Source organism: Isoptericola sp. NPDC056134 (genome assembly GCF_042264825.1).
GTDB lineage: Bacteria > Actinomycetota > Actinomycetes > Actinomycetales > Cellulomonadaceae > Isoptericola > Isoptericola nanjingensis.
In genome coordinates this window covers 1-21,607 of record NZ_JBHJVM010000034.1, presented here as the reverse complement: position 1 = coordinate 21,607, position 21,607 = coordinate 1, and the positions used below count along the sequence as shown (strand labels likewise).

The window sequence follows — 21,607 nt, the reverse complement described above, 5'->3', positions numbered from 1 at the left end:
AAAGCGAGGACACGTGGTTTTTTTGTTCCTTGGTGGGGGGGGGGGAGGGGTTCACCCGGGGGGTTTGCCTTTCGTGTGGGGGGGGGGGGGGGGGGTGGCGGGTGGGGTTGGGGGCCCCGCCCGGCGGGGTGGATCAGGAGTAGACGGAACCGAAGAGGCCGGCGAGCACGCCGCCCACGAGCGGGCCGGCGACGGGCACCCAGGAGTACGCCCAGTCGCTGGACCCCTTGCCCTTGATGGGCAGGAGCGCGTGCGCGATGCGGGGCCCGAGGTCTCGGGCGGGGTTGATGGCGTACCCGGTCGGGCCACCGAGGGAGGCGCCGATACCGACCACGATGAGGGCCACGGCGAGCGGCCCGAGGCCGGACGGCGTCTTGCCCGAGATGACGACGAAGAACACGAGCACGAAGGTCGCGATGACCTCGGTGATGAAGTTCCAGCCGTAGGAGCGCAGCTCCGGCCCGGTCGAGAACACCGCGAGCTTGGTGGCGCCGGGCGCCTCCTGGTCGAAGTGCTTCTTGTACACGATGTAGGCCAGCACCGCGCCGATGATGGCGCCGATCATCTCCGCCGCGAAGTAGATGAACATGTTGCCCACGGTCGGCTCGATCGTGGCGGTGACCCGCCCCTCCGGCCCGGTGAGCGTCGCGAACGGCGACTGCGCGGCGTAGAGCCCGATCGTCACGGCCGGGTTGAGGTGCGCGCCCGACTTGTACGCGGTGAAGACACCCGCGAAGACCGCGAGGCCCCACCCGAAGTTGATGAGCAGCCAGCCGCCGTCAAAGCCCTTGGTCCTGGGCAGGATGACGTTGGCGACCACTCCGGCACCGAGCAGGATCAGCGTCGCGGTCCCGAGGATCTCGGACCAGAACGCCTGCATGATCAATGAGTCCATCGTCGGATCTCTTTCTCTTGAGGGACCACGTTGTCCTCTCCGGGTCGGAGAGAGCCCGCGTCGGGCGGAGCCCTGCGGGAGACCGGCCGGACGTCCGGCCGGGGTCGGGTCAGCCCCGCAGGGGCTGCATGGCGGCGACGTCGGTGGCGCGGAGGCGTACGGCCTCCGCGGTGGCGTCGTCGGGCTCGTGCTCCGCCGCGTCCTCGGCCTGGGCGCGGGCGGTGTAGGCGTCGATCTCGGCCTGCTTGGTCGCGTCGTCCCAGCCGAGCAGGGGTGCCGCGATGTCGGCGATCTCGGGCAGCGCGGCCAGGCCGCGGTCCAGGACCTCGTAGACGAGGCGGGTGCGGTGCAGCAGCAGGTCCTCGAGGTGCAGCGCGCCCTCGTGGCTGACGCCGAAGTGGATCTCGGCGCGCAGGTACGCGGGGGCGTGCTCGAGCGGACGGGCCATCGACGGGTCCTGCTCGCACAGGTCGACGAGCTGGCGCAGCGACGAGCCGTAGCGGTGCAGCAGGTGGTCGACCATCTGCGGCTTCCACCCGTACTTCGCCGCCCAGGTGCGGGCGAGGCGACGCGTGGCCTGCAGGCCGACGGCGCCCAGCAGCGGGATCTGGTGCGTGATCGACGGCAGCGCGGCGGCGCGCTGGCCGATGGCGAAGTCCACGGCGTCCTTCGCCATCACGCGGTAGGTCGTGAGCTTGCCGCCGGCGATGACGGTGAGTCCAGGCACCGGGCTGGCGACGGTGTGCTCGCGCGACACCTTGGCGGAGCTGGTGCCCTCCTTGGTGCCGGGCTGCAGCAGCGGGCGCAGGCCGGCGTAGGTGCCGATGATGTCGTCGCGGGACAGGGGGTGGGCCAGCACCGCGTTCGCGTGGTCGAGGATGTAGTCGATGTCCTGCGCGGTGGCGACCGGGTGGGTCGGGTCCTGGTTCCACGGGGTGTCCGTCGTGCCGACCACCCAGTAGCGCGACCACGGGATGACGAACAGCACCGACTTCTCGGTCTGCAGGATCAGGCCGACGGTGCCCTTGATCCGCTCGCGCGGGACGACGATGTGCACGCCCTTGGAGGCCAGCACCCGCAGGCCGCCGGTGTCGCCGGCGAGCGCCTCGGTGTCCTCCGTCCACACGCCGGTGGCGTTGATGACGTGCCGGGCGCGGACCGTGATCTCCTCGCCGCTCTCGAGGTCCGTGAGGACGGCGCCGTTCACCGCGCCGGTGGCGCCCTTGGTGAGCGCCACGACCTGGGTGCGGGACGCCGCGTGCGCACCGTAGCTGACGGCGGTGCGCACGAGCGTGGACACCAGCCGGGCGTCGTCGACCGACGCGTCCCAGTACTGCACGGCGCCGATGGCGGCGTCGTGCGCGAGGTCGGGGAACTTCGTGGACATCCGGCGGCGCGACAGGTGCCGGTGCAGCGGCATGGCCCGACGCCCCGGGGCGAGGGACGCGAGCGTGTCGTAGAGCGCGATGCCGGCGCCCACGTACGCGCGCTCCCACAGCCGGTGCTCCAGCGGGTACAGGAAGGGCACGGGCTTGACGAGGTGCGGGGCGATGTCCTTGAGCAGGAGGTCGCGCTCGGTGAGCGCCTCCTTGACGAGGTGGAAGTCGAGCATCTGCAGGTAGCGCAGCCCACCGTGCACGAGCTTGCTGCTGCGGCTGGACGTGCCCGACGCCCAGTCCTGCGCCTCGACGATCGCGGTCGACAGGCCGCGGGTGGCGGCGTCGAGCGCGATGCCGGCGCCGGTGACCCCGCCGCCGACGACGAGCACGTCGAGCTCGCCGCTGGGGGTCTGCGAGCCCTTGAGCGCGGCGAGGGCCTGGGTGCGTGACTCGGCTGTGAGCCGGGTGGAGGCCATCGTGGTTCCTTCCGATCGGGACGACGCTCCCAGAGCAGCACCGCCAGCACGTCCGCGCAACCTGGGTGCACAAACGTGCAAAAGGGCATCATGGAGGTATGGCGAGCTACCGGGAACGCGACGTGGTCATGGCCGCGACGATGTACTACCTCCAGGACATGAAGATGGAGACGATCGCGCGGCACCTGCGCACGTCCCGCTCCACCGTCTCCCGGCTGATCAAGCGCGCGCGGGACACGGGCGTCGTCGAGATCACGCTGCGACCCGGCCCGTCGCGCGCGCCCGGACTCGGCCAGGAGATCGCCGAGCGGCACGGCATCGACGCGTACGTGGTGCCCGTCTCGGACTCCGCCACCGACGACGACCGCCTGCAGCAGGTGTCCATCACCACCGCGCGGCTCCTGGCGCGCTGGTTCGACTCCGACATGGTGCTCGGTGTGGCGTGGGGCACCACCCTCGCCGCGATCACGGAGCACCTGCCCCACAAGCCGACCCGCGGGTCCGCCGTCGTGCAGCTCAACGGCGCCGCCAACACCCGCACCTCGGGGATGAGCTACGCGGGCGACCTGATCTCGGGGTTCGGCACGGCCTTCGACGCGTCCGTCCACTACTTCCCCGTGCCGGCGTTCTTCGACTTCGCCGAGACCAAGGCCGCGATGTGGCGGGAGCGGTCGGTGCGCCGCGTGCTCGACGTCCAGGGCCGCGCTGACATCGCGCTGTTCTCCGTGGGGGCCCTCACCGGGGGCGTGCCCTCGCACGTGTACTCCGCCGGGTACCTGGATCCCGACGACGTGGCCGTGCTGGACGCCGAGGGGGTCGTGGGCGACGTCTGCACCGTCTTCGTGCGCGCCGACGGCACCTACCGCGACATCTCCCTCAACGCCCGCGCCACCGGGCCCGCGCCCGCCGAGCTGCGACGCATCCCGCGGCGGCTGTGCGCCGTCGCGGGCGACAACAAGGTGGCGCCCTTGCGGGCGGCGCTCGCGGCCGGCGTCGTGACCGACCTCGTGATCGACGAGGTCACGGCCGCCGCGCTCGTGGAGGAACCGTGAACGTCCGTGCACCGGGACGCGCGCGCCGCACGGGGATCACGCTCGTAGAGTGACGGCGTGCTTCCGGAACCGCCCGCGGACCGCCGGCCCCAGGACCACGGCGCGTCGTTCGCCGTCCGTTCCGCGATGCCGGCCGACATGCGTGCCGTGCGCCGACTCGTGGAGCCGTACGCCGAGCGCCGCATCCTCCTGGCCAAGGAGATGGTCGGCTACTACGAGGCCGTGCAGGAGTTCCTCGTGGCCGCCGACGTCGACGGGGGCGTCGTGGGGTGCGGCGCGCTGCACGTCATGTGGGACGACCTCGCGGAGGTGCGCACCCTCGCCGCCGATCCGGCGTGGCGCGGCCGCGGCGTCGGGCACGCCCTCGTCGAGGGCCTCGTCGACCGGGCGCGCCGCCTCGGGCTGCGCCGGGTGTTCTGCCTGACGTTCGAGGTGGGCTTCTTCCGCACGCACGGGTTCCGTGAGATCGACGGCACGCCCGTCGACGCCGAGGTGTACGCCGAGCTGCTGCGCTCCCACGACGACGGCGTCGCCGAGTTCCTGGACCTGGCGCGCGTGAAGCCCAACACGCTCGGCAACACGCGGATGCTGCTCGAGCTCTGACCCGCCCACGACGTGGGACTAGGCGGGCAGGTGGTAGCGGCCGGCGTCGTCCTGCTCGACGAGCCCGTCCTCGACCAGTCCGCCGAGACAGCGGTCGACCTGGCCCTGGTCGGGGCCGGAGTCGGCGAGCAGGGAGCGGGGCACGGGCTCGACGGCGGCGCGCAGCGCGGCCATGACGCGGCCGCGCACCTGGCGGTCGGTGCCGTGCCAGGCCTGGGTGCGACGGCGGTGGGCGTGCGCGTCGGGCGGGTGGCCGGCGGCGCGCCAGGCGCACAGGTCGGCGACGGGACAGGCCCCGCAGCGCGGCGCCCGCGCGGTGCACACGACGGCGCCGAGCTCCATCGACGCGGCCGCCCAGCGCGCGGCGGTCGCGTCGTCGTCGGGCGCGACGCCCGCGGCGAGCTCGCGCTCCGCGGCCGTGGGGGAGGGCGCGCCGAGCGCGGTGCCGCCCAGCGTGCGGGCCAGGACGCGGCGCACGTTGGTGTCGACGACGACGGAGCGGCGTCCGAACGCGAACGCGCGCACGGCTGCCGCGGTGTACTCGCCGATCCCGGGCAGGGCGCGCAGCGCGTCCTCGTCGTCGGGGACCTCGCCGTCGTGCCGCTCGACGATCGCGGCCGCGCACTGCTGCAGGCGCAGCGCGCGGCGCGGGTAGCCGAGGCGGTCCCACGCGCGCAGCACGTCCGCCGTGGGCGCCGAGGCGAGGTCGGCGGGCGTCGGCCACCGCTCCAGCCACGCGCGCCACACCGGCTCGACCCGGACCACCGGCGTCTGCTGCAGCATCACCTCGCTGACGAGCACGCCCCACGGGGTCCGGTCCGGGCGCCGCCACGGCAGGTCCCGAGCGGCGTCGTCGAACCAGGCGACCGTGCGCCCGACGAGCGGGTCCGTGGTGTCCGGGACGGACGGCGTCGGGCGGAGCGGGGCGGGGACGACGGGCACGGCGCCCATTCTCACCCACGAGTCGTCAGACCCACGGCGGGGTGTACCCCGCTGTGAGCCTCACAGCTCGGCGGGTGCTGGGCGACGCGGCGCGGCTCCGCCGCAGGTGGGGGCGTGCGTCGTACGGTGGCGCCGCGGCACGGATCGAGACGGAGGGGTGGCCCGTGGCACGTGCGGAGGACGGGCGTCGAGGTGGCGGCACCTCGCGTGGTTCCGGCGCGCGCTCCGGTGCGGGTCGGTCCGGCTCCGCGGGCACGGGACGGTCCGGCGGCGGCACGCGCAGGACGACGTCGGGCGGCGCCCAGGGCGCGCCGAAGAAGGTGGCGAAGAGCACCCCGAAGGGCGCCGCCGGCCGGGCCAGCGCGAAGGGCGCGGCCCAGGGTGGCTCGCGCGGCGGCTCCGCACGGGGCGGCGCGACGTCGTCCGGTCGGTCCTCCGGCGCCGGCGGCTCGGCTGCCCGCTCGTCGGCCGCGCGTTCTTCGAGCACACGTTCCTCGACGTCGCGTTCCTCGACGTCGCGTTCCTCGACGTCGCGCTCCTCGGGCTCGCGGGCGACGTCGTCCCGCTCGGCGGGAGCTCGCCGGGGCGACCGCCGCGTCGCCACCGCGTCGCAGCTGGTCGCCCCGGGCGGGTCGCGTGCGGGCTCGCGCTCGGCGTCGTCCCGCCGGACGACGAGCCCCCGGCCGCGGAAGCCGGCGCCGCGCCGCGGCCGTCGGTCGCTGATCGTCTCGATGCTGGTCGTGGTGCTGCTGTGCGCGGTGGGCGTCGTCGGCGGCTACGGCCTGGGGCAGGCGGTCGACGGCGCGCGGAGCCTGCTCGCGGGGCCGGAGAGCCTCCCCGCCGACAAGGTCGCGGCCCCCGAGCCGCTGAGGCTGGGTGGTCCGGCCACCACGTGTCGCGCGGACGACGTCGAGCTGCGGCTCTCGTCGAGCGCGCCGACGGTGACGGCGGGGTCCCCGATGTCCTTCATGGTGCGGGTCACCAACGTGGGGCGGGTGCCGTGCCTGTTCGACGGCGCCGCCGCCAGCCGCGCGGTGACGATCACCGACGAGTCGGGCAAGGAGGAGGTCTGGTCGTCCGCGGACTGCTCCGACGGGTCACGACCGCTGCTGCTCGGGCCCGACGGCGTCGACGCCGGCGAGGTGCACTGGAAGTCCGTCCAGGGCTGCGCGAAGAAGGCGCCGGTCGTCGGGGCGGGCACCTACGAGGCGACCGCGTCGCTGGAGGACGTCCCGGGCGCCACCAGCGAGCCGCTGACGATCACCGTCGCGGCGAAGGCCGAGGCGAAGACCGCCCCGACGTCGGACGACGGCACCAAGGACGCGACGTCGCGCGACGAGGCGAAGGGCGCGGCAGACGACGCCGCGACGGACGACGAGTCGCAGGGGGAGACGTCGAAGGGCGACGCGAAGTCCGGCGACGACGCGAAGGCCGACGCCGAGGGCGACAGGTCGGACGGCGCGACCGGCGACGCCAAGGACGCCGCGGACCGCGCCGCCGACCGCGAGGCCACCGCGGAGGAGAAGGACGCGACCGACTGAGCGGGTCCCGGGCCCGGGCCGGCCCGTGGACCGGCGGGCCCGGCTCTGGGTCTCCGGCGTAGCGTGCCGGGGTGCTCGAACCCGTGCGCCCCGGCGACGTCCCGGACCTGACCGAATTCCTCCGCGGCGCCGACCTCACGGTGGCGGGCCTGGACGCGCCGGCCGTGCGCCTGTGGACCCGGCGTGACGACGCGGGGATCGCGGCGAGCGCGGGCTACGAGCTCAGCGCGGACGGCCGGCACGCGCTGATCCGCAGCACCGCCGTGCGGCGCGACCTGCGCGGGCGGGGTGCGGGCCTCGCGGCCGCGACGTTCGCCGTCGACCGGGCCCGGGAGTCCGGGGCGGCCACGGCGTGGCTGTTCTCACGCCGGTCGGGGGCGTTCTGGCAGCGGCTCGGCTTCACCCGCTCGACGACGGACGCCCTCGCCGCGGCACTGCCCGAGGCGCAGCAGGTGCGGCTGTTCCGTCGGACCGGTCAGCTCGACCGGGAGGTCGCATGGAGCCTGGCGCTGCGGGGGTGAGGTCGACCGTGCGGGTCCGATGCCCCGGAACCGTCAGACGTAGCGCTCCAGGATGCTGGACTCGGCGAGGCGGGACAGGCCCTCGCGCACGGCGCGGGCACGCTGCTCGCCGACGCCGTCGACGGCCATGAGGTCGTCGACGCTCGCCGCGAGGAGCTTCTGCAGCCCGCCGAAGTGCCCGACCAGTCGTTCGATGATGGCGGCGGGCAGGCGCGGCACCTTGGACAGCAGGCGGTAGCCGTGGGGCGCGACGGCGGCGTCGAGCGCCACCCCGCCGCCGGGCAGCTCCAGGACACGGCCGATGTGGCCGAGGTCGAGCAGCTGCGCGGAGTCGAGGGCGGCGAGGTCGGCGTGCACGCTGGCGAGCGAGCGGCCGCTGCGCTCGAGCTCCACGTAGTCCCGCACGACGAAGTCGCGGTCGGCGCCGATGCCGCCGATGAGCTCGTCGAGCTGCAGGGCGAGGAGGCGGCCGTCGGCGCCGAGCTCGACGACGTACCCGTCGATCTCCTCGGAGATCCGGCGCACCATCTCGAGGCGCTGGACGACGGAGCACACGTCGCGCACGGTGACGAGGTCCTCGATCTCCAGCGCGGAGAGCGTGCCGGACACCTCGTCGAGGCGGGAGCGGTACCGCTCGAGGGTGGCGAGGGCCTGGTTGGCGCGGCCGAGGATGGTGTCCGGGTCCTCCAGCACGTGCCGGTGCGACCCGACGTAGATCGCGATGATCCGCATCGACTGGCTGACCGAGATCACGGGCAGGCCGGACTGCTTGGCCACGCGCTCCGCGGTGCGGTGGCGGGTGCCGGACTCGCTGGTCTCGATCGACGGGTCGGGCAGGAGCTGCACGGCGGCACGACGGATGCGGGTGGCGTCGTGGTCGAGGACGCACGCGCCGTCCATCTTCGACAGCTCGCGCAGCCGGGTGGCGGAGAACTGGACGTCCAGCTCGAAGCCGCCGGAGCACATCTGCTCGACGGTCTTGTCGAGTCCGAGCACGATGAGCGCGCCGGTGCGCCCGCGCAGGATGCGTTCCAACCCGTCGCGCAGCTCGGTGCCGGGGGCGACCGCGGCGAGGGTCTCCCTGAGCAGGGCATCGGAGTGCACGGAGGAGGGAGCCACGGGGGAATCCTACGACGTCAGGGGTCACTCGCCCCGGCGATCCGCCGATCGGACGCCGACCCCGGCGAGCTCGACCGCCTCGGCGAGGTGCCGGGCCTCGAGCAGCTGCATCCCGGCGGGCGCCTTGACCGACGTCCCGGCGGGGACGACGGCGCGCACGAAGCCCAGGCGGGCGGCCTCCCCGACGCGACGGTCCAGCCCGGTGACGGGCCGGATGTCGCCCGCGAGGCCGACCTCGCCGACCGCGACGGTACCGGTGGGCAGCGGCTCGCCGGTGCGCGCGGAGACGATCGCGAGGGCCGTGGCGAGGTCGGCGGCGGGCTCGGTGACGCGGGCGCCGCCGATGGTGGAGACGTAGACGTCCTGGTCGGCGAGGCGCAGGCCCGCGTGCCGGTGCAGGACGGCGAGGATCATCGCCAGCCGTGACGACTCCACGCCGCTCGTCGTGCGCCGCGGGTTGGCGAGCGGCGACGGGGCGACGAGCGACTGCAGCTCCAGGGCGAGCGGGCGGCGGCCCTCGAGCGTCACGGTGACGCACGTGCCGGGCACGCCCGCGCCGAGGTGGGAGAGGAACAGCCCGCTCGGGTCGCTGAGCCCGATGATGCCCCGCTCGGACAGCTCGAAGCAGCCCACCTCGTCGGTGGGGCCGTACCGGTTCTTCACGGCCCGGACCATGCGCAGCCGCGAGTGCCGGTCGCCCTCGAACTGGCACACGACGTCGACCAGGTGCTCCAGGGTGCGCGGCCCCGCGACCGTGCCGTCCTTGGTGACGTGCCCGACCAGCAGGACGGGCACCTGCCGTGACTTGGCGACGGCGATGAGCGACGCCGCCACCTCGCGCACCTGGCTCACGCCGCCGGGGGCGCCGTCCACCTCGGCGGACGCGATGGTCTGCACGGAGTCGACGACCAGCAGGTCGGGCTCGTTGGCCTCGACGTGGCCCAGCACGGTGCCGAGGTCGGTCTCGGCGGCGAGCAGCAGCGTGGGAGCGAGCGCGCCGACCCGCTCGGCGCGCAGCCGCACCTGCCCGGCGGACTCCTCACCCGTCACGTACAGGACGGTCCGGGCGTCGCGGCCGTCCGCGCCGCGCGCGTAGGAGGCCGCGACGTCGAGCAGCAGGGTCGACTTGCCGACGCCGGGCTCGCCGGCCAACAGCACGACGGCGCCCGGCACGAGGCCGCCGCCGAGCACGCGGTCCAGCTCCGGCACCTGGGTGGGCGCCGCCTGCGCGGCCGCGACGTCGATGTCCCCGATCGGCCGCGCCGGGGCGCGCCCGGGGCTGGTGGCGACCGTGCGCGGCCCGGCCGACGCCGGCCCCTCGTCCGTGACCGTGCCCCACTCCTGGCACTCGCCGCACCGGCCCACCCACTTGGGCGTGGTCCACCCGCACTCGGTGCAGCGGTAGCCGGGGCGCGACTGCTTGGCGCGGGTGCGGGACGACGTCGTGGTGCTCACGTCGTCAGACGCTAGGGGGCGGCACCGACAGCGGCCTCTCGGCGGCCCGTGCGCGCCGCGCGCGATGATGGCGACATGTCCTCAGCGCCCCCGGACGTGAGCCGGTTCCTGCACGACGGCCGTCTGGAGACGATGCCCCGGCGCCGGGAGCACCGCCGCACGGTGGCCCGCTGGCTCGCTCACGCCGCGCTGCCGGCGCTGCTCGACACGGTCGGCGAGCGGGAGCTCACCGACCGGCTGGCGCGGCTCGCCGACGACCCGGTCGGGGTGCGCCGGGCGCTGGTGGACCTCGGCGTCGTGCACCGCACCCGCGACGGCGCGGAGTACTGGCGCACGGAGGTCACCGAGTTCGACGACGTCGGGTCGCCCGACGACGCCGGGCACGTGACGCTGCACCTCGACGGCGGCCGGGTCCACTCGATCGCCTCGTTCTACGACGAGCTGAACCGCGTGTTCATGGCGGGCGAGGGCTGGCGGCTCGTCCCGAGCCTCGACGCCCTGGACGACCTGCTGCACGGCGGCTTCGGCGCCGCGCACGGCGCGGACCGGGTGACCGTCGTCTGGCGCGGGTTCGCCCGCTCGCGCGAAGCGCTGGGCTTCGCGGCCACGCGCGACCGCTATCGCGCGAAGGTCGAGGACCCACGCTTCGACACCGCGCTGTTCCAGGGGCGGCTGGACGACCTCGAGGCCGGGCGCGGCAAGACGTACGCGGAGCTGGTCCTGGAGGTCTTCGCCGACCACCCTGAGGTGGAGCTGCTGCTGCGCTGAGCGCGTCGGGCCGGCATGCACGGGCGACCGACACGCGGCGGGCGGACGCGGACGATGCGGCGGGCCGCGCCCTAGGCTGCGTCCTGCACCGCCGCCGACCCCGCAGGAGGACATCGTGAGCCAGGCACGCACGGGCGGGAACGGTCGCCCGTCGCCGGAGGTGTTCCGGCGCCGGCGCATCGTGGTGGCGTCGGCCGCGGGTGCGCTGGTGCTGGTGGTCGTGCTGCTGACGGCGTTCGTGTGGCCCGGGTTCGCGAAGAGCGAGCCGGAGCCGCAGGCCACGGTGACCGCGCCGGTGCCGACGCCGACGATCTCGCCCAGCGGGCGCCCGAAGGACCAGACGGCGTTCGTCAAGGCGCAGCCGGACTCGGTGCTGGCGCTGGCGCTGCGCGAGGTCACGGAGGACAAGTCCTGGGAGGACGACGCGGACGCGGTCGAGTCCTGGCAGCTCGTCTACGCGGACGGTGCGGGCGAGGGCGCGACGACGGTCCAGGTGCACGCCGGCCAGTGGGAGGACGACGAGGCGGCGACCGCTGCGTACGGGGCGCTGGTCAAGGCGGCGGGCGAGCCGACCGGCGAGGGCGAGGTGTCCGTCGACGGCAAGGCCACCGGCGCGTACGTCGTGACGCCCGGCTCCACCGAGGGCTCCGCCGTCGTGACCTGGCGCAACGGCACCGCGGTGCTGCAGGCCACCGGCCCGGCGGACGTCGTCGAGGGCTTCTACTCCGCCTATCCGTTGTAGTCCGCCGTCCCCCGCGGCGACGTACCGTGGTGCCCGTGAGCGAGCAGACTGACGAGCAGGCCGGTACCCCCGAGAACACCCAGGTGGGCGGCGTGAAGATGGCGTTCCTCGGGACGGGGAACATGGGCGAGGCGGTGCTGGCCGGCGCGCTGTCCGCGGGGGTCGCGCCGCAGGACGTGGTGGCCACCTCCCGCCGGCCCGAGCGCGGCACGCACCTCACCGAGCGGTTCGGCGTCCGCGCGACGACGGACAACGTCGCCGCAGTCGAGGGCGCGCACGTCGTCGTCATCGGGGTCAAGCCCAAGGACGTGGGCGCGATGCTCGACCGCGTCGCCGACGCGCTCGAGCCGGGCGCCGTCGTCGTGAGCGTCGCGGCGGGCCTGCCGCTGTCCTTCTTCGAGCAGCGGCTGCCCGCGGGCACGCCCGTCGTGCGCGCCATGCCGAACACCCCCGCGCTGGTGGGCGCGGGCGTCACCGCCGTCGTCGGCGGCACGGCGGCCCGCGAGGACGACGTCGCGCTCGTCGAGCAGGTGCTCGCCGGCTCGGGCCACGTCTTCCGCGTGGCGGAGAAGGACATCGATGCGTTCGGCGCGCTGGCCGGCTCGGGCCCGGCGTACGTGTTCTACGTGGTCGACGCGATGGCGGAGGCGGGCGTGCTGCTCGGCCTCACGCGCGACGTCGCGCGGCGCCTCGCCGTCGAGACCGTGCTCGGCTCCGCGAAGCTGCTCGACGAGACCGGGGAGCACCCCGTGCTGCTGCGCGAGAAGGTGTCCTCGCCCGGCGGGACCACGGTCGCGGCGCTGCGCAAGCTCGACGACGGCGGCGTGCGCGCCGCGTTCCTCGACGCGCTCGAGGCGGCGCGCGACCGGTCGCGCGAGCTCGCCGCCGAGCACGCCTGAGCGGGCCCGACGAAGGAGCGGTCGTGACGGACGGGCGGGCGGACGACGGCGCGGGGGCCGCGCGCCGCGGGCGGCGGCCCGCGGGGCAGGACACGCGTGAGGTCGTGCTGGCCGGCGCCCGCGACGAGTTCCTCGAGCGCGGCTACGAGGCGGCGTCCGTCCGCTCGGTCGCACGCCGCGCCGGCGTCGACCCGGGCACGGTGCGGCACTGGTTCGGCGACAAGACGCGCCTGTTCACCGCGTCGCTCGGCCTGGCGGACGTCGACCCTGCGACCCTCGTCCGGGCGGCGGCGCAGGGGCCGGTCGACGGGCTGGGGGAGCGGCTCGTGCGGGCCGTCGTCGAGCTGTGGGACGCGGACGGCGGCGCCACGGTGCGGCTCGTCATCCCCGCCGTGATGACCGACCCGGGCCTGCGCGGCCTGCTGCCGCAGTTCCTCGGGGCGGAGATCCTCGGCCCGATCGTGCGCCGGCTCGACGTCGCGGACGCGCGGCTGCGGACCGCGCTCGTCGCCTCCCAGGTGGCGGGCGTGCTCATGACGCGGTTCCTGGTGCCGATCGACCCGCTGGCGACCCTCCCGCCGGCCCGGGTCGCGGCCCTCGTCGGCCCGACCGTGCAGCGCTACCTCACGGGAGACCTGCCCGGAGGCATTGCGTCGGGCACGGGCGAGGAGCAGAATTCCCCACATGGGGAATAGCGACGCCGCGGTGCGGGTCCGGGGGCTGCGCGTGGAGCGTGGCGGCCGGCCGATCATCGACGGTCTGGACGTGGCCGTCCCGTCCGGCCAGGTGGTGGGCCTCCTCGGCCCGTCGGGCTCCGGCAAGACGACGCTGCTGCGCGCCGTCGTCGGCGTCCAGGCGCGGGTGACGGGCGAGGTGACCGTGCTCGGCGAGGCGGCCGGCTCGCCCGGCCTGCGCCGTCGCGTGGGCTACGTGACCCAGGCCGCCTCCGTGTACACGGACCTCACCGTGGTGCAGAACCTGCGCTACTTCGCGCAGCTCGCGGGCCTGCCGCATGCCGGCGCGGAGGCCGCCGTGCGGCGCGCCGTGGCCGTCGTCGACCTGGCCGGGCACGAGAAGCAGCGCGTCGGGACGCTGTCCGGCGGCGAGCGCTCCCGGGTCTCCCTCGCGGCCGCGCTGGTCGCCGACCCCGAGGTCCTCGTGCTCGACGAGCCCACCGTCGGCCTCGACCCCGTGCTGCGCCGCGACCTGTGGGCGATGTTCCGTCGCCTCGCGGGCGAGGGTCGCACGCTGCTGGTCTCCAGCCACGTCATGGACGAGGCCACGCAGTGCGACCGGCTCCTGCTGCTGCGCGACGGCGCCCTCGTCGCCGACACCACGCCGGCCGAGCTGCTCGCCACGACGGGCGCCCCGGACGCCGAGCGGGCCTTCCTCGCACTGATCGACCAGCAGGCCGCGACGACCGGCTCGACGTCCGAGGAGGGCTCCCGATGACGCTCACCGCCACGACCGCGGGCCGCGTGCTGGCCCAGCTCCGTTTCGACCGCCGCACCGTCGCGCTCATCCTCGTGCTGCCGTGCCTGCTGCTCGGCCTCATCGCGTGGATGTTCGACGGCACCCCGGTGCTCGACCAGTTCGGGCCGATGCTCGTGGGGCTCTTCCCGCTCATCGTGATGTTCCTGGTGACGAGCGTCGCGACCCTGCGCGAGCGACAGTCCGGCACGCTCGAGCGGCTCATGACGACGCCGCTGCGCAAGGGCGACTTCGTGGCGGGCTACGCGCTCGCGTTCGCCGCCCTCGCGCTGCTGCAGTCGCTGGTGGTCGTGGGCTTCGCGCTCGCCGTCGGGATGGACGTGCTCGGCCCGCTGTGGCTGGTGCTGGTCGTGGGGATGCTCGACGCCGTCCTCGGCTGCTGCCTCGGCCTCGCCGCCTCCGCCCTCGCACGCACGGAGTTCCAGGCCGTGCAGATGATGCCTGCGGTGATCTTCCCGCAGCTCATCACCTGCGGGCTGCTCATGCCGCGCGACCAGATGCCCGAGGTGCTCGAGTGGCTCTCGCGCGTCTTCCCCCTCACCTACGCCGTCGAGGCCATGCAGACCCTCGCCGCCGGCGGCGAGTGGGCGGACGTGCAGGGCGCCGTCGGCGCCATCGCGGTGTTCATCGTCGGCGCCGTCGTCCTGGGCATCGCCACCCTGCGCCGTCGCACCGCCTGACCCACGACGCTCGCGCGGTGGTCAGCGGAAGCGCGGGTCGTTGCCGGCGCGGGTGCTGACGACGAGCCCGAGCTCGTCGGCGACGTCGTCCCAGGCGACGTACGAGAACCCGGTGGCGTCGCCGCGGCCCGGCTCGACGTCGGCGCCGGTCTCCGGCTCGTCGTGGGTGACGAGCAGGCCCTGGCGGTACGGGCCGACGGGGCGGTTCGTCACGGCCAGGCCGTCGGAGCCGTCGACCTCGTCCACGCCGTCCGTCCCCGCGACGCGGAAGGAGCCGACGGCCTTGTTGCGGCCCGTCGTGGAGTAGACGGCATAGGTGTCGTCGCCCTGGCTGGACACGATGACGTACCCCGCGCGGCCGGGCCCGTGGTAGACGTCGACCCCCTCGGCATCGGCGGTGAGCAGGTCGCCGCCGAACGGGTTCGCGGCGACGGCGGCCTCCTCCGACGAGCCGTCGGCGGGGGAGCACTCCTCGGTCTCGGGGTCGTAGGCGTCCTCGACGCCGAAGTCGGTGACCGTGTCGACGAGCCGCGGCTCGCCGGACCCCAGCGGCAGCGGCAGGCGCCACAGGCCGACGTCCTCCTGCGCGGCGTACAGGGTGCCGGCGCGCTGGTCGACGGAGAGCCCCTCGAGCTGCGGCCCCACGCCCGGCTCCTCGCACGGCGTCCACGCGCTGCCGTCGGGCAGGCCGAACGACGCGGGCAGGTCGAGATGGTCGACGTCCGTGTACCCGACCGTGCCGTCGGCGCGCGGGACGAGGCGGGCGGTCGCGACCGCCGTCGTGCCCTCCTGCGTGACGACCGCGTACGCCGCGCCGTCGCGGGGCTGCCACACCGCCAGCCCGTACGCGGTGTGCTCGGAGTCGACGCCCGCCCGGTCGGGCTGGAAGAGGAAGCCCTGCTCGGCGGCGGTGATCTCGGTGAGCGGCACGTCGGCGCCGGTGCCCTCCGGGTCGACCGCGAAGAACCGGAGCTGGTCGTTGTACCGGTCGGACACCACGGCGACGTCCACGGTCTCGCCGCCCACGCGCAGGCCGTAGGCGACGTCCACGTTGTTGTACCGGCCGGCGACGCCGTCCGCCCGCGGCGCCGGGTCCGCGGCCAGCGCCTGCAGCTCGTGGCCGGCCGTGTCGTACACGCGCAGGCCGCCCTCCTTGGCGGTCGCGAGGACCAGCGAGTCCCGGGAGCCGCCCGGGTGCACCCAGATCGCCGGGTCGTCGCCGGACGCGGCGCCGCCGTCCTCGTCGTCGTACAGCGGGGGCGTCTCGACGTCGGTCGTCACGGTCGCGACGTCGCGACCGGGGCGGTCGTGGCCGTGACCGGGCCCGTGGCCCCACGCCGTGGACGCGGGCACGACGGCGAGGGCGGGGAGAAGCAGCAGCGCCGGCAGGGCGCGTCGGGGGGGTCGCATGGACCCCGAGCGTGCCGGGCGCCGTTGGCCGGGCGGTGGCGTCCTCGTGAACGGTCGCCGAACACCGGCCCGGGTCAGGGCCGCGCGGAGAACCGCTCCAGCAGGTCGGCGTGGCCGGAGCAGACGAGCAGGTCGTTCGCGCTCACGCGCGTCTCGGGCGTCGCGTACTGGAACTCCACGCCGGGCGACTTCACGCCGATGACGGTGACGCCGTACCGCTTGCGGATGTCCGACTGGGCGAGCGTGAAGCCCTGCATCTCCTTCGGCGGCCGCATCTTGACGATGGTGAAGCCGTCCTCCACCTCGATGTAGTCGAGCATCTTGCCGCTCACGAGGTGCGCCACGCGGGAGCCGGCGTCGGCCTCGGGGTAGACGACGTGGTGCGCGCCGATGCGGGTGAGGATGCGGCCGTGCTCCGCGGAGATCGCCTTGGCCCAGATCTGCGGCGTGCCGAGGTCCACCAGGTTGGCGGTGATGAGCACCGACGCCTCGAGCTCCGTGCCGACGCCGACCACGGCGACGCCGAAGTCCTTGGCGCCGAGCTGGACCAGGGCCTCCGACTCCGAGGCGTCCGCCTCGACCAGGGGCAGACGACCGGACCACTGCGCGACGAGCTTCTCGTCGCGCTCGACGGCGAGCACGTCCTGACCGAGGCGGTCCAGCACCGTCGCGAGCGAGGAGCCGAAGCGGCCCAGGCCGATCACGAGCACGCCCGCGTCGCGCGCGGGTGCCTTCTTGTCCGCCACGGTTCTCCTCTGTCGGCCGGGTCGCCGGCCGGGTCGTCGGTACGGGTCACCCGATGATCGGGCGTTCCTCGGGGAAGCGTACGATGCGTCGCCGGTCGCGCAGGGCCAGTGCGCCGAGCAGCGAGATGACGCCCACGCGCCCGACGAACATGAGACCCGCGAGCAGGTACTTCGCGCCGTCGGGCAGGGACGCGGTGACGCCGGTGGACAGGCCCACCGTGGCGTAGGCGGAGATCACCTCGAACAGCGCCTCGGAGAGCCGCAGGTCGGTCATGCGCAGCAGCGCGAGGCACGACACGAGCACGGCGGTGGCGCCGACGAAGACCACCGCGATGGACAGCCGCAGGGTGTCGCGGGGGATGCGCCGGCCGAACACCTCGGTGTCGGCGTCGCCGCGTGCCTCGGCGACGATCGCGAGCAGCATGACGGCGAACGTCGTGACCTTGATGCCGCCCGCGGTCGATGCCGAGCCGCCGCCCACGAACATCAGGGCGTCCGTGAGCAGCCAGGTCTCCTGGGTCATCTCGTGCACGGGCACGGAGCTGAACCCGGCCGACCGCGGCATCACCGACGCGAAGACCGACGACAGGATCTTGGTGGAGAAGCTCTGCTCGCCGAAGGTGGCGGGGTTGTTCCACTCCAGCGCGCCGATGAGGATCGCCCCGGACACGAGGAGCGCGAGGCTCGTGGTCACGGTGAGCTTGGTGTGCAGCGACAGGGCCCGCACCCAGTGCTTGTGCTTGCGCCGACGGTTGGTGATCACGTTGAGGATGACGGGGAAGCCGAGCGAGCCGATGAACACGCCCAGCGCGATCGGCACCAGCACGAACCAGTCCGACGCGAAGGGGAGCAGGCCGTCCGGGGTGGGCACGAAGCCGGCGTTGTTGAACGACGAGATGCCGTAGAACAGGGCGTGCCACGCGGCCGTCCCGGCGTCGTCGCCGAGGACGAGGAACCGGGGGAACAGCAGCAGCGAGAGGGCCAGCTCGATGCTCGTGGCGGTGACGATGATCGTCTGCAGGAGGGCGCCGACCTCGCCGAGCCGTTCCGTCTTCGTCTCGGAGGCGGTGAGGAGCTTCTGCGTGAGGCCGAGCCGCCGCGAGACGGCGAGGCCCAGCAGCGAGGCGAGCGTCATCACGCCCAGGCCGCCCACCTTGATGCCCACGAGGATGACGACGTGCCCGAACTCCGACCAGTAGGTCGCGGTGTCCTGCACGACGAGGCCCGTGACGCAGACGGCCGACGTCGCCGTGAAGAGGGCGTCGACGACGGAGGCGCCGCGGCCGGACGCCGTCGCCCAGGGGGTGAGGAGCAGCAGCCAGATGACGGTGATGACGGCCGCGAAGACCGTCATCGCGAGCCGGGCGGGGTACTCGCGGGCTGCGCGGTTGGCCCATCCGCGCAGCGCGAGCGCGCGACCGCCCCAGCTCCCCGGCACCCTGTCCCCTTCCGCCCCTCAGTCGCTGGGCACAGCCTGCCACGGCGTCGGCTACCGTGACGGGATGCGCGTCGCCCGGCTGCTGTGGAGCCCCGAGCTCCTGCGTTACGACTTCGGCCCCGGGCACCCCATGGCGCCCGCTCGCCTCGACCTCACGATGCGGCTCGTGGCGGAGCTCGGTCTGCTCGACGAGCCCACGCTGGAGCTCGCGGACGTCGAGCCCGCCCCCGACGCGCTCATCGAGACGGTGCACGACGCCGCCTACGTCGCGGCGGTGCGTCGCGCGGCCGCCGACGGCACCGCCGACCCGGCGCGCGGTCTCGGCACCGAGGACGACCCGGTGTTCCCGGCGATGCACGAGGCCGCGGCGCGCCTCGTGGCGGCGTCGGTGGACGCGGCGGAGTCGGTCTGGTCGGGGCACGTGGCCCACGGCGTGAACATCGCGGGCGGCATGCACCACGCCCAGCGCGGCGCGGCGTCCGGCTTCTGCATCTACAACGACGCCGCGGCGGCCGTGCAGCGCCTGCTCGACCTCGGGGCCGAGCGGGTCGCGTACGTCGACCTGGACGCCCACCACGGCGACGGCGTCGAGGCGATCTTCTGGGACGACCCGCGGGTGCTCACCGTCTCCGTGCACCAGGACGGGCACACGCTCTTCCCGGGCAGCGGGAACGCCGGCGACACGGGCGGGACGGCGGCGCAGGGCACCGCGGTGAACGTGGCGCTGCCGCCGCGCACCGACGGCGCGCACTGGCTGCGCGCGGTGGACGCCGTCGTGCCCGCGGTGGTGCGCGAGTTCCGCCCGCAGGTGATCGTGTCGCAGCACGGCTGCGACGCGCACGGCAACGACCCGCTCACCGACCTGAACGTGGGCGTGGGCGCGCAGCGGACCGCCGCGCGCTGGGTGCACGAGCTCGCGCACGAGCTGGCCGACGGCCGCTGGGTCGCCCTCGGCGGCGGCGGGTACGCGGTGGTCGACGTGGTGCCGCTGGTGTGGGCGAGCCTGGTGGCGGAGGCGGCGCACGCGCCCCTGGCGATCGGCATCGAGCTGCCGGAGTCCTGGCGGCGGGAGGTGGAGGAGCTGTCCGGGCTGGACCCGGCCGAGCGCCTGGGCAGCGGCGACGTCGAGTGGCGGCCCTGGTCAGACGGCTACGACCCGGCCGACGACGTCGACCGCGCGGTCCTCGCCACCCGGCGGCACGTGTTCCCCGTGTGGGGCCTCGACCCGTACCGCGACTGACGTCACGGCGCCGGTCGGACGGGCGCCGGTCGGGAGGGCGCCGGGCATCGGGTACCCTGGGGGACGGACTTTTCCGCGTTGGTCGGCTGCTCCTGGAGACAGGGCTCCTGGGACCAACCGTGTTCCACCGACCGACAAGCATTGTGAGGACCTCATGGGCTCCGTCATCAAGAAGCGCCGCAAGCGCATGGCGAAGAAGAAGCACCGCAAGCTGCTGCGGAAGACGCGTCACCAGCGTCGCAACAAGAAGTGACGCCGTCCGCCTGACGGCGGACAGCGTGCGCGAACGGGCCCGGCACCTCCACGGAGGTGCCGGGCCCGTTCGCTGTTCCCGGCCGGCGCGCAGGGCGGTCAGCGGCCCTGCAGCCGCCGCCGGATGCTGCGGAGCACGAGGCCGGCGACCCAGGCGGCGCCGGCCCACGACGCCGTCTTCATCCCGCGCCCGGCCACGCGCCGTCCGCGGCCGCGGAACTCGCGGATGGGCCAGCCGACCTCCTTGGCGTGCCGGCGCAGGCGGGCGTCGGGGTTGATGGGGCAGGGGTGCCCGACGGTGCGCATCATCGGCAGGTCGTTGAGGGAGTCGCCGTACGCGTAGGAGGCGGACAGGTCGATGCCCTCGCGCTCGGCGAGCTCGCGGACGGCGGCGCCCTTGGCCTCCCCGTGCATGAGGTCACCGATGAGGCGGCCGGTGTAGAAACCCCCGGAGTGCTCGGCGATCGTGCCGAGGCACCCCGTGGCGCCGAGTCGGCGCGCGATGAGCCCGCCGATCTCGACCGGCGTGGCGGTCACGAGCCACACCTGGTCGCCGGCGGCGAGGTGCTCGTCGAGCAGCCGCTTGGTGCCCGGGAAGATGCGCAGCTCGAGCACGGTGTCGTACACGTCCTCGCCCACGGCCGTGATCTCCGCCACCGAGCGCCCGGCGATGAGCGACAGGGCGCGGCTGCGCACGGTCTCGATCTGGGAGCGGGACTCGCCGAACACCAGGTACTTCGCCTGGATCAGCGCGAACCGCAGCAGGTCGCGGGTGCCGAAGAACCGGCGCTGGTACAGGGCGCGCGCCAGGTGAAAGGCGCTGGCGCCCCGGATGATGGTGTTGTCGACGTCGAAGAAGGCTGCGGCGCGCGCCGGCGGGGACGACTCGGCAGGCGACGGCATGCGGCCCACTGTATCGGCGCCGCTAGTCTTGGCAGGTGAGCATGCCGCAGGGATCCGAAGGCGAACCCCGGGTGCTTCTGTACACGCGTGCCGGCTGCCACCTGTGCGAGGAGGCTCGGGCGGTGGTCGCGGACGTGTGCGGGGCCGCGGGCGAGACCTTCCGGGAGGTCGACATCGACGTCGACGGCCCCGGCGGGGACCTGGTGGGCAAGTACGGGGACTACGTGCCCGTCGTCGAGGTGGACGGCGTGCAGCAGGGCTTCTGGCGGGTGGACGGCGCGCGGCTGGCGCGCCGGCTGGCCCGCTGAGCCCGGGAGAGGACGACAGGGTGATCCAGCAGTGATCGAGCTCGGTGAGGCGACGGTGCCGGCCGCGACGGTGGCGAGGCTGCCCTACTACCTGCGCGCCCTGCGCGACCTGGCGGAGGGCGGTGTGACGACGACGTCGTCGTCGGAGCTGGCGGAGCGGTCGGGGGTGGGGTCGGCGCAGCTGCGCAAGGACCTGTCCTACCTCGGGTCGTTCGGCACGCGCGGCGTGGGCTACGACGTGCAGTCGCTGGCGCAGTACATCGCGACGGCGCTGGGGCTCGGGTCCGAGCACCGGCTGGCGATCGTCGGCATCGGCAACCTGGGCCACGCCCTGGCGAACTACTCGGGCTACGCGGCCCGCGGGTTCCAGGTGGTGGCGCTGCTGGACGCCGACCCTCAGGTGGTCGGGAACTCCGCGGCCGGGCTGACGATCGAGCACGTCGACGCGCTGGAGGACGTGCTCGCGCGCACCGGCGTGTCGATGGTGGTGCTGGCGACCCCCGGGCCGGTGGCGCAGGCCATCGCCGAGCGGATCGTGGCGTGCGGGGTGCGGGAGATCCTGTCCTTCGCGCCGGTGGCGCTGCAGCTGCCCGACGACGTCGTCGTGCGCTCGGTGGACGTGGCCGGCGAGCTGCAGATCCTCGCGTTCCACGCCGCGGCCCGGGCGGCCACCAACGGCACCCCGAGATAGAGAAGCCAGACCCGCGAGATAGAGAAGCCCGGACGGGGCCGCAGCTGGTGCGGCCC

At 74.5% G+C, this 21,607-nt stretch carries 23 protein-coding genes; 14 read left to right on the top strand and 9 right to left on the bottom strand.

Features of this window, described 5'->3' with window-relative positions; all coding sequences use genetic code 11:
- Window positions 1-133: 133 nt before the first annotated feature.
- Window positions 134-895: an MIP/aquaporin family protein gene (locus tag ACFCZN_RS20035; RefSeq protein WP_430557921.1), complete on the bottom strand. Its 762-nt coding sequence runs from the start codon at window positions 893-895 to the stop codon at window positions 134-136.
- Window positions 896-1,004: 109 nt separating this feature from the next.
- Window positions 1,005-2,750, bottom strand: a complete 1,746-nt coding sequence (locus tag ACFCZN_RS20030) for a glycerol-3-phosphate dehydrogenase/oxidase (RefSeq protein WP_429764997.1) — start codon at window positions 2,748-2,750, stop codon at window positions 1,005-1,007.
- Window positions 2,751-2,848: 98 nt separating this feature from the next.
- Here ACFCZN_RS20030 and ACFCZN_RS20025 point away from each other — a divergent pair, with 98 nt between their 5' ends.
- Entirely contained in the window at window positions 2,849-3,802 is a 954-nt protein-coding gene (locus ACFCZN_RS20025) for a sugar-binding transcriptional regulator (RefSeq protein WP_430557920.1), read from the top strand.
- Between the two features lie 57 nt (window positions 3,803-3,859).
- The gene (locus ACFCZN_RS20020) at window positions 3,860-4,405 is read left to right on the top strand and encodes an amino-acid N-acetyltransferase (RefSeq protein ID WP_429764994.1); all 546 of its coding nucleotides are present in this window, start codon (window positions 3,860-3,862) and stop codon (window positions 4,403-4,405) included.
- An 18-nt stretch (window positions 4,406-4,423) separates the two neighbouring features.
- On the opposite strand, the gene ACFCZN_RS20015 is transcribed toward ACFCZN_RS20020, so the two are convergent.
- Window positions 4,424-5,356: an A/G-specific adenine glycosylase gene (locus tag ACFCZN_RS20015; RefSeq protein WP_429765200.1), complete on the bottom strand. Its 933-nt coding sequence runs from the start codon at window positions 5,354-5,356 to the stop codon at window positions 4,424-4,426.
- Between the two features lie 155 nt (window positions 5,357-5,511).
- On the opposite strand from ACFCZN_RS20015, the gene ACFCZN_RS20010 reads away from it, so the two are divergent.
- Together ACFCZN_RS20010 and ACFCZN_RS20005 are read left to right on the top strand one after the other, a co-directional pair.
- Complete coding sequence (locus ACFCZN_RS20010) at window positions 5,512-6,888, top strand: hypothetical protein (RefSeq protein WP_430557919.1); 1,377 nt, start codon at window positions 5,512-5,514, stop codon at window positions 6,886-6,888.
- 71 nt (window positions 6,889-6,959) lie between these two features.
- The gene (locus ACFCZN_RS20005; protein ID WP_430557918.1) at window positions 6,960-7,409 is read left to right on the top strand and encodes a GNAT family N-acetyltransferase; all 450 of its coding nucleotides are present in this window, start codon (window positions 6,960-6,962) and stop codon (window positions 7,407-7,409) included.
- A gap of 33 nt (window positions 7,410-7,442) precedes the next feature.
- Here ACFCZN_RS20005 and disA read toward each other — a convergent pair whose 3' ends face one another.
- Window positions 7,443-8,528, bottom strand: a complete 1,086-nt coding sequence (gene disA / locus ACFCZN_RS20000) for a DNA integrity scanning diadenylate cyclase DisA (protein ID WP_429764986.1) — start codon at window positions 8,526-8,528, stop codon at window positions 7,443-7,445.
- 24 nt (window positions 8,529-8,552) lie between these two features.
- Window positions 8,553-9,983: a DNA repair protein RadA gene (radA, locus tag ACFCZN_RS19995; RefSeq protein ID WP_429764985.1), complete on the bottom strand. Its 1,431-nt coding sequence runs from the start codon at window positions 9,981-9,983 to the stop codon at window positions 8,553-8,555.
- Between the two features lie 75 nt (window positions 9,984-10,058).
- On the opposite strand from radA, the gene ACFCZN_RS19990 reads away from it, so the two are divergent.
- The 6 genes from ACFCZN_RS19990 (at window position 10,059) to ACFCZN_RS19965 (ending at window position 14,563) form a co-directional block, all read left to right on the top strand.
- The gene (locus ACFCZN_RS19990; RefSeq protein WP_430557917.1) at window positions 10,059-10,751 is read left to right on the top strand and encodes a DUF2087 domain-containing protein; all 693 of its coding nucleotides are present in this window, start codon (window positions 10,059-10,061) and stop codon (window positions 10,749-10,751) included.
- Between the two features lie 115 nt (window positions 10,752-10,866).
- Complete coding sequence (locus ACFCZN_RS19985; protein WP_430557916.1) at window positions 10,867-11,493, top strand: hypothetical protein; 627 nt, start codon at window positions 10,867-10,869, stop codon at window positions 11,491-11,493.
- A gap of 98 nt (window positions 11,494-11,591) precedes the next feature.
- Window positions 11,592-12,392 carry a pyrroline-5-carboxylate reductase gene (gene proC, locus ACFCZN_RS19980; protein ID WP_429765198.1) on the top strand — a complete coding sequence of 267 codons (801 nt, stop codon included), beginning with the start codon at window positions 11,592-11,594 and terminating at the stop codon, window positions 12,390-12,392.
- 23 nt (window positions 12,393-12,415) lie between these two features.
- Window positions 12,416-13,087, top strand: coding sequence for a TetR family transcriptional regulator (locus ACFCZN_RS19975; protein WP_430557915.1), 672 nt, complete (start codon window positions 12,416-12,418; stop codon window positions 13,085-13,087).
- Window positions 13,077-13,844 carry an ABC transporter ATP-binding protein gene (locus ACFCZN_RS19970; protein ID WP_430557914.1) on the top strand — a complete coding sequence of 256 codons (768 nt, stop codon included), beginning with the start codon at window positions 13,077-13,079 and terminating at the stop codon, window positions 13,842-13,844. The genes ACFCZN_RS19975 and ACFCZN_RS19970 overlap by 11 nt, the downstream gene beginning before the upstream one ends.
- Window positions 13,841-14,563: an ABC transporter permease gene (locus ACFCZN_RS19965; protein ID WP_429764977.1), complete on the top strand. Its 723-nt coding sequence runs from the start codon at window positions 13,841-13,843 to the stop codon at window positions 14,561-14,563. The genes ACFCZN_RS19970 and ACFCZN_RS19965 overlap by 4 nt, the downstream gene beginning before the upstream one ends.
- Window positions 14,564-14,584: 21 nt before the next feature.
- On the opposite strand, the gene ACFCZN_RS19960 is transcribed toward ACFCZN_RS19965, so the two are convergent.
- The 3 genes from ACFCZN_RS19960 to ACFCZN_RS19950 form a co-directional block, all read right to left on the bottom strand.
- On the bottom strand, window positions 14,585-15,973 hold the full coding sequence (locus tag ACFCZN_RS19960; RefSeq protein ID WP_430557913.1) for a phytase: 1,389 nt from the start codon (window positions 15,971-15,973) through the stop codon (window positions 14,585-14,587).
- A gap of 74 nt (window positions 15,974-16,047) precedes the next feature.
- Window positions 16,048-16,719 (bottom strand): potassium channel family protein, encoded by a 672-nt coding sequence (locus ACFCZN_RS19955; RefSeq protein ID WP_429764974.1) that lies wholly within the window; start codon window positions 16,717-16,719, stop codon window positions 16,048-16,050.
- 46 nt (window positions 16,720-16,765) lie between these two features.
- Window positions 16,766-18,157 (bottom strand): TrkH family potassium uptake protein, encoded by a 1,392-nt coding sequence (locus ACFCZN_RS19950; protein WP_429764972.1) that lies wholly within the window; start codon window positions 18,155-18,157, stop codon window positions 16,766-16,768.
- Between the two features lie 64 nt (window positions 18,158-18,221).
- Here ACFCZN_RS19950 and ACFCZN_RS19945 point away from each other — a divergent pair, with 64 nt between their 5' ends.
- Together ACFCZN_RS19945 and ACFCZN_RS19940 are read left to right on the top strand one after the other, a co-directional pair.
- Window positions 18,222-19,397: an acetoin utilization protein AcuC gene (locus ACFCZN_RS19945; RefSeq protein ID WP_429764970.1), complete on the top strand. Its 1,176-nt coding sequence runs from the start codon at window positions 18,222-18,224 to the stop codon at window positions 19,395-19,397.
- Between the two features lie 154 nt (window positions 19,398-19,551).
- Window positions 19,552-19,650: a 30S ribosomal protein bS22 gene (locus ACFCZN_RS19940; RefSeq protein WP_003792170.1), complete on the top strand. Its 99-nt coding sequence runs from the start codon at window positions 19,552-19,554 to the stop codon at window positions 19,648-19,650.
- Between the two features lie 98 nt (window positions 19,651-19,748).
- Here ACFCZN_RS19940 and ACFCZN_RS19935 read toward each other — a convergent pair whose 3' ends face one another.
- Window positions 19,749-20,552: an HAD family hydrolase gene (locus ACFCZN_RS19935; protein ID WP_429764969.1), complete on the bottom strand. Its 804-nt coding sequence runs from the start codon at window positions 20,550-20,552 to the stop codon at window positions 19,749-19,751.
- A 71-nt stretch (window positions 20,553-20,623) separates the two neighbouring features.
- On the opposite strand from ACFCZN_RS19935, the gene ACFCZN_RS19930 reads away from it, so the two are divergent.
- The gene (locus ACFCZN_RS19930) at window positions 20,624-20,860 is read left to right on the top strand and encodes a glutaredoxin family protein (RefSeq protein ID WP_430547743.1); all 237 of its coding nucleotides are present in this window, start codon (window positions 20,624-20,626) and stop codon (window positions 20,858-20,860) included.
- 31 nt (window positions 20,861-20,891) lie between these two features.
- Window positions 20,892-21,551, top strand: coding sequence for a redox-sensing transcriptional repressor Rex (locus ACFCZN_RS19925; protein WP_429764967.1), 660 nt, complete (start codon window positions 20,892-20,894; stop codon window positions 21,549-21,551).
- The last annotated feature ends 56 nt before the right edge of the window (window positions 21,552-21,607 follow it).